At 72.3% G+C, this 13,941-nt stretch carries 15 protein-coding genes; 4 read left to right on the top strand and 11 right to left on the bottom strand.

Annotated features, from left to right (window positions below):
- Positions 1-99: 99 nt before the first annotated feature.
- Complete coding sequence (locus ACQPYE_RS12205) at positions 100-222, bottom strand: hypothetical protein (protein WP_498721222.1); 123 nt, start codon at positions 220-222, stop codon at positions 100-102.
- A 221-nt stretch (positions 223-443) separates the two neighbouring features.
- Complete coding sequence (locus ACQPYE_RS12200) at positions 444-1,385, bottom strand: esterase/lipase family protein (RefSeq protein ID WP_498721221.1); 942 nt, start codon at positions 1,383-1,385, stop codon at positions 444-446.
- A gap of 143 nt (positions 1,386-1,528) precedes the next feature.
- Here ACQPYE_RS12200 and ACQPYE_RS12195 point away from each other — a divergent pair, with 143 nt between their 5' ends.
- On the top strand, positions 1,529-2,926 hold the full coding sequence (locus ACQPYE_RS12195; protein WP_498721220.1) for a WS/DGAT/MGAT family O-acyltransferase: 1,398 nt from the start codon (positions 1,529-1,531) through the stop codon (positions 2,924-2,926).
- On the opposite strand, the gene ACQPYE_RS12190 is transcribed toward ACQPYE_RS12195, so the two are convergent.
- Positions 2,913-3,128: a hypothetical protein gene (locus tag ACQPYE_RS12190; RefSeq protein ID WP_498721219.1), complete on the bottom strand. Its 216-nt coding sequence runs from the start codon at positions 3,126-3,128 to the stop codon at positions 2,913-2,915. The two genes, ACQPYE_RS12195 and ACQPYE_RS12190, sit on opposite strands and share 14 nt — an antisense overlap.
- Before the next feature lie 102 nt (positions 3,129-3,230).
- Here ACQPYE_RS12190 and ACQPYE_RS12185 point away from each other — a divergent pair, with 102 nt between their 5' ends.
- Both ACQPYE_RS12185 and ACQPYE_RS12180 read left to right on the top strand, forming a co-directional pair.
- Positions 3,231-4,070: a helix-turn-helix domain-containing protein gene (locus tag ACQPYE_RS12185; RefSeq protein WP_498721218.1), complete on the top strand. Its 840-nt coding sequence runs from the start codon at positions 3,231-3,233 to the stop codon at positions 4,068-4,070.
- Entirely contained in the window at positions 4,067-4,261 is a 195-nt protein-coding gene (locus ACQPYE_RS12180; RefSeq protein ID WP_498721217.1) for a DUF397 domain-containing protein, read from the top strand. The genes ACQPYE_RS12185 and ACQPYE_RS12180 overlap by 4 nt, the downstream gene beginning before the upstream one ends.
- Here the strand turns inward: ACQPYE_RS12180 and ACQPYE_RS12175 are convergent.
- Positions 4,233-5,129: an alpha/beta fold hydrolase gene (locus tag ACQPYE_RS12175; RefSeq protein WP_498721216.1), complete on the bottom strand. Its 897-nt coding sequence runs from the start codon at positions 5,127-5,129 to the stop codon at positions 4,233-4,235. The genes ACQPYE_RS12180 and ACQPYE_RS12175 overlap by 29 nt on opposite strands.
- 74 nt (positions 5,130-5,203) lie before the next feature.
- Here ACQPYE_RS12175 and ACQPYE_RS12170 point away from each other — a divergent pair, with 74 nt between their 5' ends.
- Entirely contained in the window at positions 5,204-5,737 is a 534-nt protein-coding gene (locus ACQPYE_RS12170) for a P-loop nucleotide/nucleoside kinase family protein (protein WP_498721215.1), read from the top strand.
- A gap of 31 nt (positions 5,738-5,768) precedes the next feature.
- Here the strand turns inward: ACQPYE_RS12170 and ACQPYE_RS12165 are convergent, their stop codons facing one another.
- The 7 genes from ACQPYE_RS12165 to ACQPYE_RS12135 all read right to left on the bottom strand — a co-directional run bounded on the left by ACQPYE_RS12165 (position 5,769) and on the right by ACQPYE_RS12135 (position 13,903).
- On the bottom strand, positions 5,769-6,836 hold the full coding sequence (locus ACQPYE_RS12165) for a type III polyketide synthase (protein WP_498721214.1): 1,068 nt from the start codon (positions 6,834-6,836) through the stop codon (positions 5,769-5,771).
- 314 nt (positions 6,837-7,150) lie between these two features.
- Positions 7,151-7,387, bottom strand: coding sequence for a MerR family DNA-binding transcriptional regulator (locus tag ACQPYE_RS12160; protein ID WP_498721213.1), 237 nt, complete (start codon positions 7,385-7,387; stop codon positions 7,151-7,153).
- Between the two features lie 35 nt (positions 7,388-7,422).
- The gene (locus ACQPYE_RS12155; protein ID WP_498721212.1) at positions 7,423-7,890 is read right to left on the bottom strand and encodes a hypothetical protein; all 468 of its coding nucleotides are present in this window, start codon (positions 7,888-7,890) and stop codon (positions 7,423-7,425) included.
- Between the two features lie 43 nt (positions 7,891-7,933).
- Positions 7,934-9,127 carry a CHAT domain-containing protein gene (locus tag ACQPYE_RS12150; protein WP_498721211.1) on the bottom strand — a complete coding sequence of 398 codons (1,194 nt, stop codon included), beginning with the start codon at positions 9,125-9,127 and terminating at the stop codon, positions 7,934-7,936.
- On the bottom strand, positions 9,124-11,610 hold the full coding sequence (locus ACQPYE_RS12145) for an ATP-binding protein (protein ID WP_498721210.1): 2,487 nt from the start codon (positions 11,608-11,610) through the stop codon (positions 9,124-9,126). Before ACQPYE_RS12145 ends, ACQPYE_RS12150 begins: the two co-directional genes overlap by 4 nt.
- Positions 11,607-12,632, bottom strand: coding sequence for a hypothetical protein (locus ACQPYE_RS12140; protein WP_498721209.1), 1,026 nt, complete (start codon positions 12,630-12,632; stop codon positions 11,607-11,609). The genes ACQPYE_RS12145 and ACQPYE_RS12140 overlap by 4 nt, the downstream gene beginning before the upstream one ends.
- A complete protein-coding gene (locus ACQPYE_RS12135; RefSeq protein WP_498721208.1) occupies positions 12,629-13,903 on the bottom strand; it encodes a hypothetical protein in 1,275 nt (424 codons plus the stop codon). Before ACQPYE_RS12135 ends, ACQPYE_RS12140 begins: the two co-directional genes overlap by 4 nt.
- Positions 13,904-13,941 lie beyond the last annotated feature (38 nt).

The raw sequence follows: 13,941 nt of genomic DNA, 5'->3' as shown, positions 1-13,941 counted from the left end.
CTGCGGCCTTCAAGGTTTTGCCAAGCAGTGGCAGTAATTGGGTGACGTTGTTCGGATGGCGGAAGTCAACCTCACGCCGCTGCTGGATTCCGGCTTCGTTCAGTAGCGCAGCCGCTGCCGGTAGGCCATGGCCGACCCATAGCCCGACTCCACGGCGGAGATCCCGCTGATGTCGGCGTGAGCGCAAGCAAGGTGCTGCACAACGCCTTGCGGATCGTCCATTCTCCTATTCTAGGTGCTGGAAGCGCCACTCGACCCTGAGCAACAGCGGCTCGATCAAGCCCCCACAGGTCGCCGACCTCCTGGGGTCGCCGCCGGGCACACCCGCTCTCGACTGAATAACGCTCCGCCGACAAGATGAGAGTGCATGCGAGATCACCTACTGGTGATCTCCCGGTGGTGCGGGGAAGTAGAGCAAGGGCGGGCTGCCAGTGGCTTGGAGTTCAGGTGATGGGGAACATCCGGGACATGCCCGGCGGTGGGGTGAAGCGGCGCCAGCGGGTGGGGCGCTGGGAGAGGCGGTCGGCTATCAGCCAGAGGACGGTGGCGTTGTAGCCGTAGCCCAGGTGGCTGGAGGTGACGGCGACGTTCTCCTGCCGGGCTTGGGGGGTGCAGACGCAGGTCTGCCAGGCGACGATGCCGTCGGACTTCGAGTAGACCGACGTGGACGGCACCGGGAAGGGCGGGCGGGTGTGCTCGGGTGGTGGCATGTCGGCGCCGGCGACGTAGAACCTGGCCAGGAGTCGGTAGACGGGGTTGACCCTGGTCTGGCGCAGGTCGGTCATGGCGTAGGGGCTGCCGAGGGTGATCACCTGGCGGACCATGCCGGGGTGGTCGCGGGCCAGTTCGCGGGCGAAGATGCCGCCCAGGGACCAGCCCACGATGCTGACCTTGCCGTTCACCGCCAGCTCCCGCAGCAGGTCGCGCATCCCTCGCACGACTCCGACCGAGGGGCCGATGTTCAGGCCGAGGCCCCAGCCGTGGACCTCGTAGCCGAGACCCGTGAGGAACTTGCGCAAGGTCGCGGTCGAGGCGTCGGTCGCGCCCAGGCCCGGCAGCACCAGGACGGTGTGGCCGTCACCGCTGGGAGCGCCCTTCAACAGGGAACGAGTGGCCGCGAACTGACCGATGCCGACGGCGGTCCGGGTCGGTTCGGTGAGGTACCAGAACAATCCCGGCGCCGGGTCCCGCCCAGTGGTCGGCGCAGTGGTCGATTCGGTGGCCGGCCCGACGGACAGCTGGGCGGTTGGCCCGGTGGACAGCTGGGCGGTTGGCCCGGTGGACAGCTGGGCGGTCGGCGCGGCGAGCAGCTGGGCGGTTGGCGCGATGGTTGGTTCTTCGTGCAGGTCAGGGTGGCCCGATGGGCTGTGCGGCAGTGCTGACATGGCCTCTCCCCGCTCCGCGTCGAGCGCGAACCCCAGGTGACCATGATGTTTCGTGGCGGTTGATTCCGCCAGTACCGGCAAGTCTCGATTCTTGCGCACCACCTGCCTGGACCACCGGGTTGCCACGGGCCTACGGTCGGGCGATGGACCGGATGAGCGCCATGGACGCGAGTTTCTTCTTCATCGAGGACGAGAACGTGCCCATGCACGTCGGGTCGGTCCTGGTGTTCGAAGGTCCGGCGCCGTCGTACGGCGACGTGGTGCGGTTGTTCGCGGCCAAGTTGGGCACCGTGCCCCGCTACCGACAACGGGTGAAAGCTCTCCCGCTGCACGTCGGCCGCCCGGTGTGGGTGGACGACGAGCACTTCCAGATCCTGTACCACGTCCGGCACACCGCCGTGCCGTCGCCGGGCGCGGACGACCAGCTCCGCAACCTCGCCGGACGGCTCTTCGCCCAACGCCTCGACCTGGCCAAGCCGTTGTGGGAGGTCTGGTTGGTCGAGGGCCTGGAAGACGGTCGGTGGGCGATCATCTCCAAGGTCCACCACTGCCTGATCGACGGCATCGCGGGCAGCGACCTCATGCAGGTGCTGCTGGACTGGCGCGAGGACGCGCCGCTCCCCGAACCGGTGCGGTGGCAGCCCGCCGACAGCCCGTCGACCCTGGACCTCGTCGTGGACGGCGTGCGCGACGCCGTGCTGACGCCGGTCACGAACCTGGCCAAGTTCCCGGCGCTGGCCAAGCGGTTGCGCAGCGGCTCGGAGGTGCTGGACTTCGGCCGGGCCGTGCTGGGCAGCCTGCCGACGACCGCCCGACGACTCGCCGCCGGCACCCCGAAGACCTTGAACGGGCCGATCGGACCACACCGGCGATGGGTGTGGGCCCGGGCGGACCTCGCCGAGATCAAGGCCGTCCGCCGGGTCACCGGTGGCACGGTGAACGACGTCATCCTCGCGGCCGTGACGCGTGGTTTCCGCGACCTGCTCGCCAAGCGCGACGACCTGGCCGACGGTCAGGTGGTGCGCAGCATGGTGCCCGTGTCGATGCGGTCGTCCGCCGAACGCGGCGTGCTGAACAACCGGGTCAGTGCCGTGTTGGTGAACCTCCCCGTCAGTGAGTCGGACCCGTTGGAACGACTGGCGTCGATCCGGGAACAGATGGACGACCTCAAGAGCAGCCGCCAAGCGGCCGGCGCGGACGTGCTCACGAACCTGTCGAACTTCGCCGCACCCACCCTGCTGGCCCTCGGTTCGCGCACCGCCATGCGCTTCCCGCAGCAGCTGTTGCAGACGGTCACGACGAACGTCCCCGGCCCCCGCATCCCGTTGTTCATGCTGGGCAGGCGGCTGTCCGAGATCTACCCGTACGTGCCGATCGCCAGCACCATGCGCATCAGTGTCGGCATCTTCTCCTACCTCGACCAGATCACCTTCGGCATCAACGCGGACTTCGACGGCGTGCCGGACGTCCAGGTGCTCGCCGACGGCATCCGCGCGGGCTTCGACGAACTGGTCACTTCGACCGCCCCTACGGCGAGCTGAGGCGATCGGCCGCCACCGCGCCCGCCAACTCGACCGCCTCCGCCGCCGCCTCGCTGATCCTGGTCAGGGCCTTCGGATCGATGTACAGCTCCACGTCCTGGCCGATCTTGAACACCACCGCCCCTCCTCCCGGCTCCACCTCGTAGTTGATCCACACATCACCCGGCACCTGCGCCCACATGTGCACTTGAGCTCGACCCATGCCTCTCCCATCTCCGCCTCTGCTACGATCGTGCCCAGTTCTACTGATATCAGCAAGTAGTTTAACCTGATCGGGTGATGGATCATGGCAACTTCACCGTCCGTGGCTGCCTGGGAACTGGGCCTTCGCCTGCGAGAACGCCGCGAACTCATGGACATAACGGCCGTGTCGGCCGGGAAGGCGATCAACACCGGCCAGTCGTACATCTCCGGCGTCGAGAACGGGAAGCTCAAGATCAACGAACGCAAGCTGGCCGAGCTCGCCGCCGTGCTGGAGTTCGATGGGGCAGAGGTCGAGGAACTGCAGGAACTCCGCGAGGCAGCGGGCAAACGCGCCTGGTGGAACCCCTACTCGGCCATGTTCAGCGCGGAAGTGCTGCGGTACTTCGGCTTCGAGGCCGGCGCGGAGAGCATGCGGACGTACTGCGCGGGTCTGATCAACGGCCTGCTCCAGACCGAGGCGTACGCGATGGCGGTCATGCGCGGAGGCGGGCCCAGCATCCGGTTGGCCGAGGCCAACCGCCGGGTGGAAGTGCGCATGAAGCGGCAGCAGCGGCTGCACGGCGACGACCCGCTGCAACTCACGGCGCTCATCACCGAGGCAGCGCTCCGGCAGCACGTCGGCGGGCGGGAGGTGATGGCCGCGCAGCTCCAGGACCTGGCGCACCGCATCGAGGAGCTACCGGAGACCCTGGATGTGCGGATCATCCCGTTCTCGGCCGACTACTACAACGCCCTCGGCGGATCGAGCTTCCACATGCTCGACTTCACCAGCCGACTCCCCGAACTGATCTGGCAGGAGACCATCACCTCCACCGACCTGATTGATCAACCGATGCGCATGCGCGAGTACAATCTCGCCTACAACCAAGCGATGAGCTGTGCGCTCGATCGGACCGAGTCGCTCGCGATGATCAAGCAGGCCGCCAAGGAGTTCACATGACGCGCCAGTCGGATCGCACAGGGTGGTTCAAGTCGAGCTTCAGCACGGACAACCCGGCCTGCGTCGAGGTGCGGTTCGTGCCCGGTGCGATCGACGTCCGCGACTCCAAGAACCCCACCGGGCCGACGCTCTCGTTCCCGCGCGGTGCTTGGGCGCAGTTCGTCAGCCCTGCGTCGCCAGCCAGTCCTTGAGCCGCGACGCCACCAGCTCCGGCACCTCCAGCTGCGGCACGTGGCCGACGCCTTCCAGCACGTCGAAGCGCCACGACGGGTTGCGGCGCGCCGCCTCGCGGGCCGACGCCACCGGCACCAGGCGGTCCTGGTCGCCGGACATCAGGTAGACCGGGACGCGGATCCGGCTCATCGCCGCGTAGTACCGCCGCCTGGTGGCGCCGGTCCACACGACCGACCGCGCCGCCGTCAGGAACGCCTCGTCCAGCCCCGGGATCTCGGCGCGCTGCTCCAGCAGCGACATCGACGCCAGGACCATCTCCTCCGGCACCGACTTCGCGTTCGCGCAGATCAGGTTCAGCACCCGCTTGACCTGCCGCCGCGTCGACACCCCGGTCCGCGACTTCGCCAGGAACCACTGCCCCAGCCCGGGCACGGCGTACATCGCGAACGCCGCCGCGACCTGCGGGTCCAGCCGCGCGCCCAGCGCCAGCGGCACGGCGGGGTCCAGCAGCGCCAGCGCGGTCACCGACGCGGGACGGCGGGCGGCGTGCAGGATCGCGATCATCCCGCCCATCGAGTTGCCGACGAGCACCGCCGGTTCGCCGACCACCTCGGCCAGGAAGCGCTCCAGCAGCCGCGCGTTGGCGGGCACGGTCGTGGCACGCCCCTCGGGGTGGGTGAGCCCGAACCCGGCGAGGTCGACGGCCAGCACGCGGTACCGGTCGACCAGGTGGGGCGCGATCAGGCACCAGTTCAGGTGCGAGCCGCCCAGGCCGTGCACGAGCACCATCGGCGGCCCGTCGCCGCCGAAGTCGACGTAGTGCACCGGAGCGCCGTCCAGGTCGACGTGGCGGCTCGTGCCGCCCCAGTGGTCGAGTGTCGTCATACCGGTCAGTATGTCCCGGACGGGTGGTCGCACGGACCGGGGCCCTCGATCCGAAGTCACCTACTGTGGTGAACATGATCGTGTGGATCAACGGCGCCTTCGGCGCGGGCAAGACGACCCTGGCCGAGGAGCTGCGCCGTCGCCTGCCGGACGCCCTCTCGTTCGACCCGGAGCACATCGGGTTCCTGCTCCGGGTGTCGGCTCCCCCGGCGGAGACCGGCGACTTCCAGGACCTGCCGGCGTGGCGCAAGCTGACCGCCGAGTTCGCGATCACCCTGCACCGCGAGTACGGGCGGCACCTGATCACGCCCATGACGCTGGTCGAGCCGGCCTACCGGGAGGAGATCTTCGAGCTCCTCGCCGCCGCGGCCGTCCCGCTCCGGCACGTCTTCCTGGACGTGCCGGCCGACGAGCTGCGACGGCGCATCGAGGCCCAGGTCATGGACCCGCACAACGAGGAGGCCGACGCCCGGATCCGCGACTTCCGCCTCGGCAACGTCGACCGCTGCGTCGCCGCACGGGACGCCCTGCCCGCGGACGCGCTCGTCCTCCGAGGCGACCGGCACACCCCCGAAGAGCTGGCCGACCAGGTCCTCGGCACGCTCTAGGACGACGGCGACCGACACGCCTCACCGCCGGTCACGTCACCGCGGCCACCTCGGACGCGGTCCAGGTGCCCAGGGCGATCTCCGCGGTGATGCCGGGGCCGAAACCGGCGATGACGCCTCGCGCGCCGTGCGCGGCCCCGCCTTCGGCGAAGAGCCGTTCCAGGGCGTCGAAGATGACGACGCTGGCCACGTTGCCGCGCTCGGTGAGCGTCATCCGGCTGTACCGGAAGGTCTCCGGTGGCAGCCGCAGGTACTTGCCGAGGTCGTCCAGGATCCTGGGCCCGCCCGCGTGCACGATGTAGAAGTCGAGGCGGGCGATGTCCCAGCCGTGCGGTTCGGCCACGTCCCGCATGGCGGGCGCGAGCACGGACATCGTGCCCGGCACCCGCTTGTCGAGCAGGAAGTGGAACCCGGTCTCCCGGACCTCGTAGGCGATCCAGTTCTCGGTGTCGGGCACCAGGCGCGAGCTGTTCCGCTCGATCCACACGCCCTCGCCGCCCTCGCCCCGCATCACGGCGGCGGCCAGCGCGTCGCCGAACAGGCCGTTGGACAGCAGGTTGCCGACGCCGAGGTCGGTCGGCTGGTACAGCAGCGAGCAGAACTCGCACGCCACGATCAGCACGTTGGACCGGGGGTAGGCGGTGCAGAAGTCGTGCGCGCGGTTGATCGCCGCGCCGCCGGCGGCACAGCCCAGCTGCGCGATCGGGAGCTGCCTGGTCGACGACCGGAACCCCATGTTGTTGATCAACCAGGCCGTCAACGACGGCATCATGAAGCCGGTGCACGAGACGTACACGATCAGGTCGATGTCGGCGGCCGTCAGGTCGGCGTGCTCCAGCGCCCGGCGCACCACGTCCGGCACCCTGGACTTGGCCTCCTTCTCGTAGAGGGCGTTGCGCACGGCGAAGCCGGGGTGTTCGAGGGTGTCCCCGATCGGCTGGAGGAGGTGCCTGGTCTGGACGCCGGTGTTGTCGATGAGCCGCAACGCCAGGTCCAGTTGCGGGTGGTCGTGGTGCAGGACCCTGGCCAGCGCCAGCGTCTGCTCCCGGGTGATGAGGTGGTCGGGCACCGCGATGGCGGGCCGGCACAAGGTGGCCACGGCGCCACCTCACCGGGCGACGGGCGACGTGAGGGGGCGCCGCCGGGTCGAGGGATCGGGTTCCAGGGCCTCGTCGTGACGAAAGGGGCAGTTCGGCACGACCTCCCGATCGTGCGTCTGGACGTTCACGACGACGTTCCCCTCGGTGGCGGTCTGCGGCGATTCGCGTCGAACACTCATCCTTCCCATCAGACACGGTGCCGCGTCGCCACGCCCCGGCCCGGACGCGGGTTCACCGGTTGTCGCGGCTCTCCCACCGGTTCGGGACGACGACCGCGTGCCCGCTGACTCTCCGAGCCGAATTTGCCACTCCTTCAGGCACTCAAACGCCTCCTTGGAGCACCCATCCCGATGTTTGAAGCCGCGCGGGCAGGTCGGCAGGACCCGCAACCGGCGTCCTCGGCCGGAGCCGCGAACGGGATCGGGCAGGACGGCGCGTGCGCGCACGTGACCAGGTCGTCGCACGGGTGGAGGCGGTGCCCGCCCGGCGTCCGGTCCGGCTCGGACAGCAGGCCCCGGCGCTCGTAGTAGCGCAACGTCTGGTGGTTCACCCCGGCGCCGCGGTATCGCGGTACCGGTTTCAAGGTCAGAACACGGGCGTGAAGACGCACTCGAAACCGGTCTTCAGCCCCGGCTTGTGGGTGGCGGCCAGCCAGAACTCCCCGGGACGCACGACGCCGCCCAGGTAACCGCTGGCGACGTAACCGACGCTCGTGGTGGGCGGGTCCTGCGGCCCGACCAGCAACCGGACCTGCGCCGTCCGGCCGCTGACGAAGTACACGGACACGTACCCGAAGGTCTTGGCCTGGTAGATGGTGTCCAGGGCGGCCGGGAAGCGCGGTTCGCCGATCCCCGCCGAAGCCGCACGCCCCTCCAGCGACCGCAGCGCGCCCTCCGCGCGTTCGGCCAGCTCGATGAGCCGCGCGTGCCGCTCCTCGTCCTCGACCAGGTTGCCCAGCAGGCCGGTCAGCTGATCGACGCGGCCTTCCAGCTCCTGGATCCGCGCGTGCAGCGCTTCGTCCCTCGACCCGAACACGTCCTCACCCCTCGTCACGTCGCCGGAACCCCGTCGGTGACGTTATGACGCGGCCGACGCCCTACCGTTCCCGAAGTCGGCCACGGGGTGGCGCCCAGGTGGTGGTGAACGCGGCCCACACGAGCGGCGAGCAGGTGGGGTCGCCCGTTTCCTCCCACCGGGTGGCCGCGGCGCGTTGCCAGTCGTTGAGCGCGGTCACCGGGTCGGGCGCGCGGTGGGCGGTGTCGACGGCGACCACGGTGGGTGCGAGCACGGGGGTCGGCGGGAAACCGGGCACCAACCGGCGCAGCCCCTCGTCGGTCGGCAACGTCCACCTGGTCGCGGTCACGTGCTCCGCGCCGCCGTGCACCATGGCCGTGACCAGGCCGGACGGTTCGGCGAAGCGGACGTCGCCGCCGCTCTCGCACGCCACCAGGGCAACCCGGGCCGGTATCCGCCACGGTCGCACCGGGCCGGGGCGGTGGCCCAGCACGATGTCGGCGGCGGCCAGGGGGCGGTGCGCGCCGAGCGGTGCGGCCCGGCCCGTGGTGTCGGCCGTGCACGACAGGTGCAGGCGTGCGTCCAGGCCGTGGCCGCCGGTGGTCACGTGCCCGACGTAGAGGAAGCGGGAGGCGGTGGCCAGCGCCCGTTCGAGGTGGTCGCGGTCGATGTCGTCGCGGCGCAGGTCGCCGGGTGCGAGCGCGACCAGTTCCGGGGTCGGGTGGCCGAGCACCGAACCGAGGCCGGACGCGTCGGGGAAGCCGGGCACGACGGGGTCCAGCACGCTGACGACCGGTCCTCGCGGGTCGAAGTCGCGCACCCGGCGTGCCTCGGCGTTGCCGACGGTCGCCGGGGCGAGCGCGGAGACGGTGGTGTCGTGCACCGCCCGTCGGCCCTCGTCGACCCGCAGCGCTTCCCAGGGGACCAGGGCGGTCGAGGGGGACGGCTGGACGCGCAGGTGCGGCCGGATCCCCTGGGTCAGCCAGGAGTTCAGCTCGGCCGCCAGCCGGTGCGGCACCAGGGCGCGCGCCATCCGCGTCGCCAGGTCGAGTTCGCGCGCGTGGTCGACCAGCGGGCCGTTCGTGAGCGCGCGCCGCAGGGCCTGGTCGGCGGTCTCGCCCGGCAACGGCGAGGGCACCGCCGCCGCCCACTCGTCCAACGTGCCCTGCACGAGGTCGCGCGGCACGGCGATGACGTGGGGTTCGGCCGGTTCGTGCTCCCACCGCCACGACACGTACAGGTCGCCCGCGTCCACGAACTTGAGCTGCGCGGTCACCACGACGCCACCGCCCGTGCCGACCGCACCGCGAACCCGTAGCGCTGCTCGGCCAGGTCGATCCAGGCGTCCAGCGCGGTCGGCACGGCCGGGTCGAGCCGGACCCTCGGCGGCAGTTCGAAGCCGGCGGAGGGGAAGGCCGGATCCGTGCCCGCGTCGAGCCCGGAGGCCGCGTGGGGCAGGTGCGTTCCGGTGGTCGGGGGCGGGGGTGCGGGCAACCTGACCAGGTCACCGCGTTCCACGGGTGCGGTGACGCCCTCGGCGTGCAAGGACACCGCGCCCGCCACGTGGTCGACGTACTCCGCCGCCAACGTCAGGTCACCGAGCGCCCGGATGGCCAGGAACGCCGATCGGGTGGCGGGCGCGGAGGCCAGTGCCACCCACCGTTCGCGCAGGGGTCCGTGCGGGAACCGCCGGCGGACCGCTTCCGCGGCCAGCGCGGCGGGCAGGGCGAGGTCCAGCGCCCGGCGGCCGAGCTGCCGCCGTTCGTCATCGGTGGTGGTGGCGGCCCGGCGGATCAAGGCGTCCGCGCGCCACCACGCCATGCCCAGCGCGACGTGCCACAGGCCGGCCGCCTCGCACAACGCCGCCGCCTCGGCGTAGCAGGACTCGGCCTCGACGAAGTCCCGGGCCGCCTCGAACGCCGAGCCGCGCACCTGGTGCAGCGCCAACGACTCCAGCGGGGACGGCGTCTCCAGGAGGGCGAGGGCCCGGTCCGTCAACCCGAGGGCTTCCCGGGGCCGGTCGCGCAGCACCGCGACGGCCGCCCGACCGTGCAGGCACGCGGCCAACCGGCGGGGGTCGTCGGCGAGGAGCGCTTCCGCCTCGTCGTACAGCGCGTCCGCCCGGTCGGGGTCCGCGGCGAGGTAGGCCAGTCGGGCGGAGCTGAGCAGGGCGGTGGCGACGCCGGCGACGTCACCGGTGGCGGCGCTGAGGTCGCGGGCCAGGGCGAGGTGCTCGGTCGCGCCGGGGAGGTCGCCGGTGGCGCTCGTGATCTCGGCCAAGGTGGCGTGGACGGACGCGGCCAGGGCGGGGGCGGCGGTGTAGGCGAGGTCCAGGGCGGTGCGGGCTTCGTCGGCGGCTTCGGCGAACCAGCCCCCGGTGGCGAGGACGCGGGCGCGGGTGGCGCGGACGGTGGCTTCGAAGGAGTCGGCGTCGTCGGCCCGGGTCACCAGGTCGAGGGCGTCGTCGAGGTCTGCCAGCGCTTCGGGGAGGTGGGTCTGCGTGAGGCGGGCCGCGGCGCGGGAGATCAGGACGTTCACCAGGACGGTGGCCGAACCGTAGGCGTCGCCAACGATCGCGAGCGCCGTTCTGGCCGCTTCGACGGCTTCGGTGCTCCAGCGGACGGCTTCTTCGGGGTCATCGGCGACTCCGGCCAGGTTGCCCGCGACTCCGGCACGGCAGACCAGGGCTTCGACGTCATCGACAGCGGGCGGGCCGATTTCGCCACCGGTCACGGCCGGCTGCGACGCGGATGGCTGCGGCACGGATGGCTGCTCGACCGGCTGCGGCTCGACCAGCTGCGACGCGGGCGACTGCGGCACGACCGGCTGCGGCGTGGATGGCCGCTGCTCGGATGCCTGCTCGGCGGGCCGCGCGGTGGGCTCGGCGGATGCCTGCTCGGCGGGCTCCGCCGGCGGTCGCGCGGTGGGCTCGGCCGGTGATTGCTTCGCAGAGGTCCCCGCCAAGGGGACCCCTGGTTTTATTGTGCCGGAGGGGTCTGACAATTCCGGGGCGTCGTCGGTCTCCGATGGCTCCCGCCGAGGGACTTCGAGGGTTTCGCGGTAGGCGGCGTGGAAGGCGGTTCTGGCGGCGGCTCGGTCGCCCGCCGACAGCAGCGCCGCGCCCTCGGCGTTCAGCTCCACGAACCGCTGCCACCGGGGGCCGAGCGGCTCCCGGCCCGGGTTGGCCGACAGCAACCGGTACATCGCCGCGCGAACCCCGTCCCCCGCCTCGTCGGCGAGGAGCGCCAGGTTCGCGTAGAGGTTCTCCAGGTACTCGGGCGCGTGCCGCCCGGCCAGCTCGACCGCCTCGACGGCCTCCGCCTCGGCCTCCGCGAGGTGGCCGGCCATCATCAGCAACCCCACCCGGGTGTTGCGCAGCACCACCTGCTGCGCCGGGTCGACGCCGACGAGCGCCTCCTCGACGTCCCGCCACGCCTCGTCCCACCGGCCGAGCCAGGGCAGCAGGTCCGCGCGCGACGCGATGGCCGTCAGCCTGACCAGCCCCTCCCCCGCCGCGACGGCCTCGGTCAGCAGGTCCACCGCGCGTTCCCGCTCTTCGAGCGCGTCCACCACATGCGCCAGGTTCACCAGGACCTGCGCGCGACCCTCCGGTGGCGACGCGGTGAGCGCCGCCTCCAGCGCCGACCGCGCGCCGACCAGGTCACCGACGCCGGCCAGCCGCACGCCTTCGTCGTTCAGGTCCGAGGCGTTCAGGTCCGAGGCGTCGAGGTCCGGGGCGTCGAGGTCCGGGTCGGTCACCGCGCCGTCCGTTCGGTGGTGGTCGCGGTCGGTGAGCCGATCCGGGACCGGGCGTAGGAGATGATCGCGGCACGGCGGGTGGAGGCGTCCGGGTCGGGTGTGGCCGATCCGGGCGCGGTCGGTTCGGCGAAGTCCGGCGCGTAGACGGTCAGCACGCGCCGGTCCGGCGGCAGCAGCAGCACCGCCGCCGACACCGGCGCGGACCCGGTGAGCCACCCCGCCGCGTCGACCCCGTCCACCGCCACCTCCACGTCGCCGAACCGTGCCGCCAACCGGGGTCCCGGCGTGGGTCCGGGCACGACCGACACCTCCAGCACCGTGCTCCCCTGCCGCCGCACGACGGACCACCGGGCCGGCGCGGCGGCGTCGACCACGCCGTGCGGCACCAACGTCCAGTCCACAGTGGACGAGCCAGACAGCGCGGTGACGCCGGTCGCGCCGGCCGACCCCCCGGCGGCCAGCGCGAACCCGGCCCGGCTCGGCGCCTCGGCCGGTCTCGGCGCCACGCCGTAGTCCTCGGCCAGCTCGGCGACCCGCTCGGCCAACGCGCCCAGCTCGGGATCGGACGTCGGCACGGCGAGCGGCACGACCGAGGCCAACGCCCGCTCCACCGCTCCCGGGTCGTCCAACAAGTGCTCCACAGTGGACAAGGCGACCGCGCGTTCCGCGTGCAGCACGGCGGAGTCCAACGCGGGCACACCGGCCGTGACCGACGCGGGCCACCACGCACGCGCCCAGTCCAGCTGCGCCGCCCGACGGCAGGCGTCCCTGACCCGCCAGTCACCGACCTCGGGCACCACCACCTCGGACGCACCACCGAGGATCGCCTCGGCCGCGTCGCCGTAGACCTCCCACAGCCACTCGGCCGCGCGCTCCGGGTCGTGCACGCGCGCGGCGGGCACGGCGGCGTCGGCCAGGACGTCCCACGCGAGCGAAGCGCCCGAGCCTTCGAGCAGCGCCACGACCTCGGGCGACGTGGGCCAGTCGCCGACGGCCAGGTCGGACGCGCGCGTCACCCTCACGCCACCGCCTCCCGCTCCAGCACCGAGCGCAACCGGTCGCGCTGGTCCAGGATCACCGATCGCAGCACGCCGTCGAGCACGTCCCACACCTGGTCGAACGCCACGGTCTCGTGCCGCAGCTCGCGGCCGTGCACGCGCACCCACAACCGCCGCAGGTACGCCTCCCGCACGCCGCGCACGTCCGCGCGGACCTCCGCGGGCGCGGCCGACGGCATCCGCAGCACGCGGTGCACGTACGCCTCGCGCTCCCACCTCGACCGCAGCCTGGCCGCCGCCGAGCCCGGACCGCCCACCGGCGGGCCCGCGAGGTCGGCGGACGCGTCCCGACCCAGCACCACGAGGAGCCTGCTCCGCTCCTCGGCGAGCTGCCACGGCCCGGCCGACCGGGTGATCTCGCGCCGCACCAACGTCGGCACGTCCGCCAGCCCGGCGCGCTGGAACGCGTTGGTGAGCGGCGCGAACAGGCGTTCCACGATCGACCGGTCGAACGGCTTGGGCAGGTTCGCCTTCGACGCGCCACGCCCCAGCTCGGGTCGCACGGGCCGCTCGCGCGAGGTCAGGCCGTGGGCCAGCGCCACCCCCGGCCGGTCGAGGTCCGCCGCGCCCGCGCTGCCCGCCGAGCCCGCGACCAGCGCGTCGAACAGGACCCGGTCGGGCGCGACGGCGCAGGTGGCCAGGAACGGGGAGGTCGCCATCGGCACCGGAGGCAGCACCGGAGCAGGAGCGGGAGACACGAGAGCGGGAGAGCCGGGAGCGGACCACGCCGTGTCGAGCAGCCGGGTCAGCTCGGCCGCGTGGTCCGGGTCGGTCACGAAGTCGCGCAGCGCGGCGACGGTCGGCCCGTCCTGCTCGTGGACCTCCGCCAGCACGGCCGCGGCGACGTCGGCGGCGTCCGGCCCGGGTTCGCCGTGCGCGGTGGCCAGCTCGAAGCAGCGCTGGAAGTAGAGGTCCTGCGGGTTGCCGTCGGTGATCCAGCGGCGGCGGCGTTCCTTCTTCAGCACCGCGAACCAGCTCGCGGTCGCGGCCAGCACGGGGCCCGCGTCGGCGATCCGGGAGGTCAGGGCGTCGGCGTGCTCGGCGGCGACGGCGCCCGCCGCGAACTCCGGGTTGAGCACGGGCCGCAGCACGAGCGGGTCGAGGATCAGCTTCACCGTGCGGGTCAGCGGGCGGCCCGCCGCGTTGCTCAGCGGCGCGACCGCGTCCCCCAGGTCGGCCCACGCCCGGGCGACCAGCGCACCGCGCGGGAGCGTCGCGGCTCGGACGGTGCTCACCGGTCCGAGCCTAGTCGAACGGGATCACCGCTGGTGGC

The organism is Actinosynnema sp. CA-299493, from assembly GCF_050946825.1.
Taxonomy (GTDB): domain Bacteria; phylum Actinomycetota; class Actinomycetes; order Mycobacteriales; family Pseudonocardiaceae; genus Actinosynnema.
Note: the sequence above shows the minus strand (reverse complement) of the source record. Positions and strands in the feature narration are given on the sequence as shown.

Bases quoted from the DNA above. Each gene is read 5' to 3' on its own strand.
- ACQPYE_RS12205 (WP_498721222.1), bottom strand. From the start codon at position 222: ATGGACGATCCGCAAGGCGTTGTGCAGCACCTTGCTTGCGCTCACGCC.
- ACQPYE_RS12200 (WP_498721221.1), bottom strand. From the start codon at position 1,385: ATGTCAGCACTGCCGCACAGCCCATCGGGCCACCCTGACCTGCACGAA.
- ACQPYE_RS12195 (WP_498721220.1), top strand. From the start codon at position 1,529: ATGGACCGGATGAGCGCCATGGACGCGAGTTTCTTCTTCATCGAGGAC.
- ACQPYE_RS12190 (WP_498721219.1), bottom strand. From the start codon at position 3,128: ATGGGTCGAGCTCAAGTGCACATGTGGGCGCAGGTGCCGGGTGATGTG.
- ACQPYE_RS12180 (WP_498721217.1), top strand. From the start codon at position 4,067: ATGACGCGCCAGTCGGATCGCACAGGGTGGTTCAAGTCGAGCTTCAGC.
- ACQPYE_RS12175 (WP_498721216.1), bottom strand. From the start codon at position 5,129: ATGACGACACTCGACCACTGGGGCGGCACGAGCCGCCACGTCGACCTG.
- ACQPYE_RS12170 (WP_498721215.1), top strand. From the start codon at position 5,204: ATGATCGTGTGGATCAACGGCGCCTTCGGCGCGGGCAAGACGACCCTG.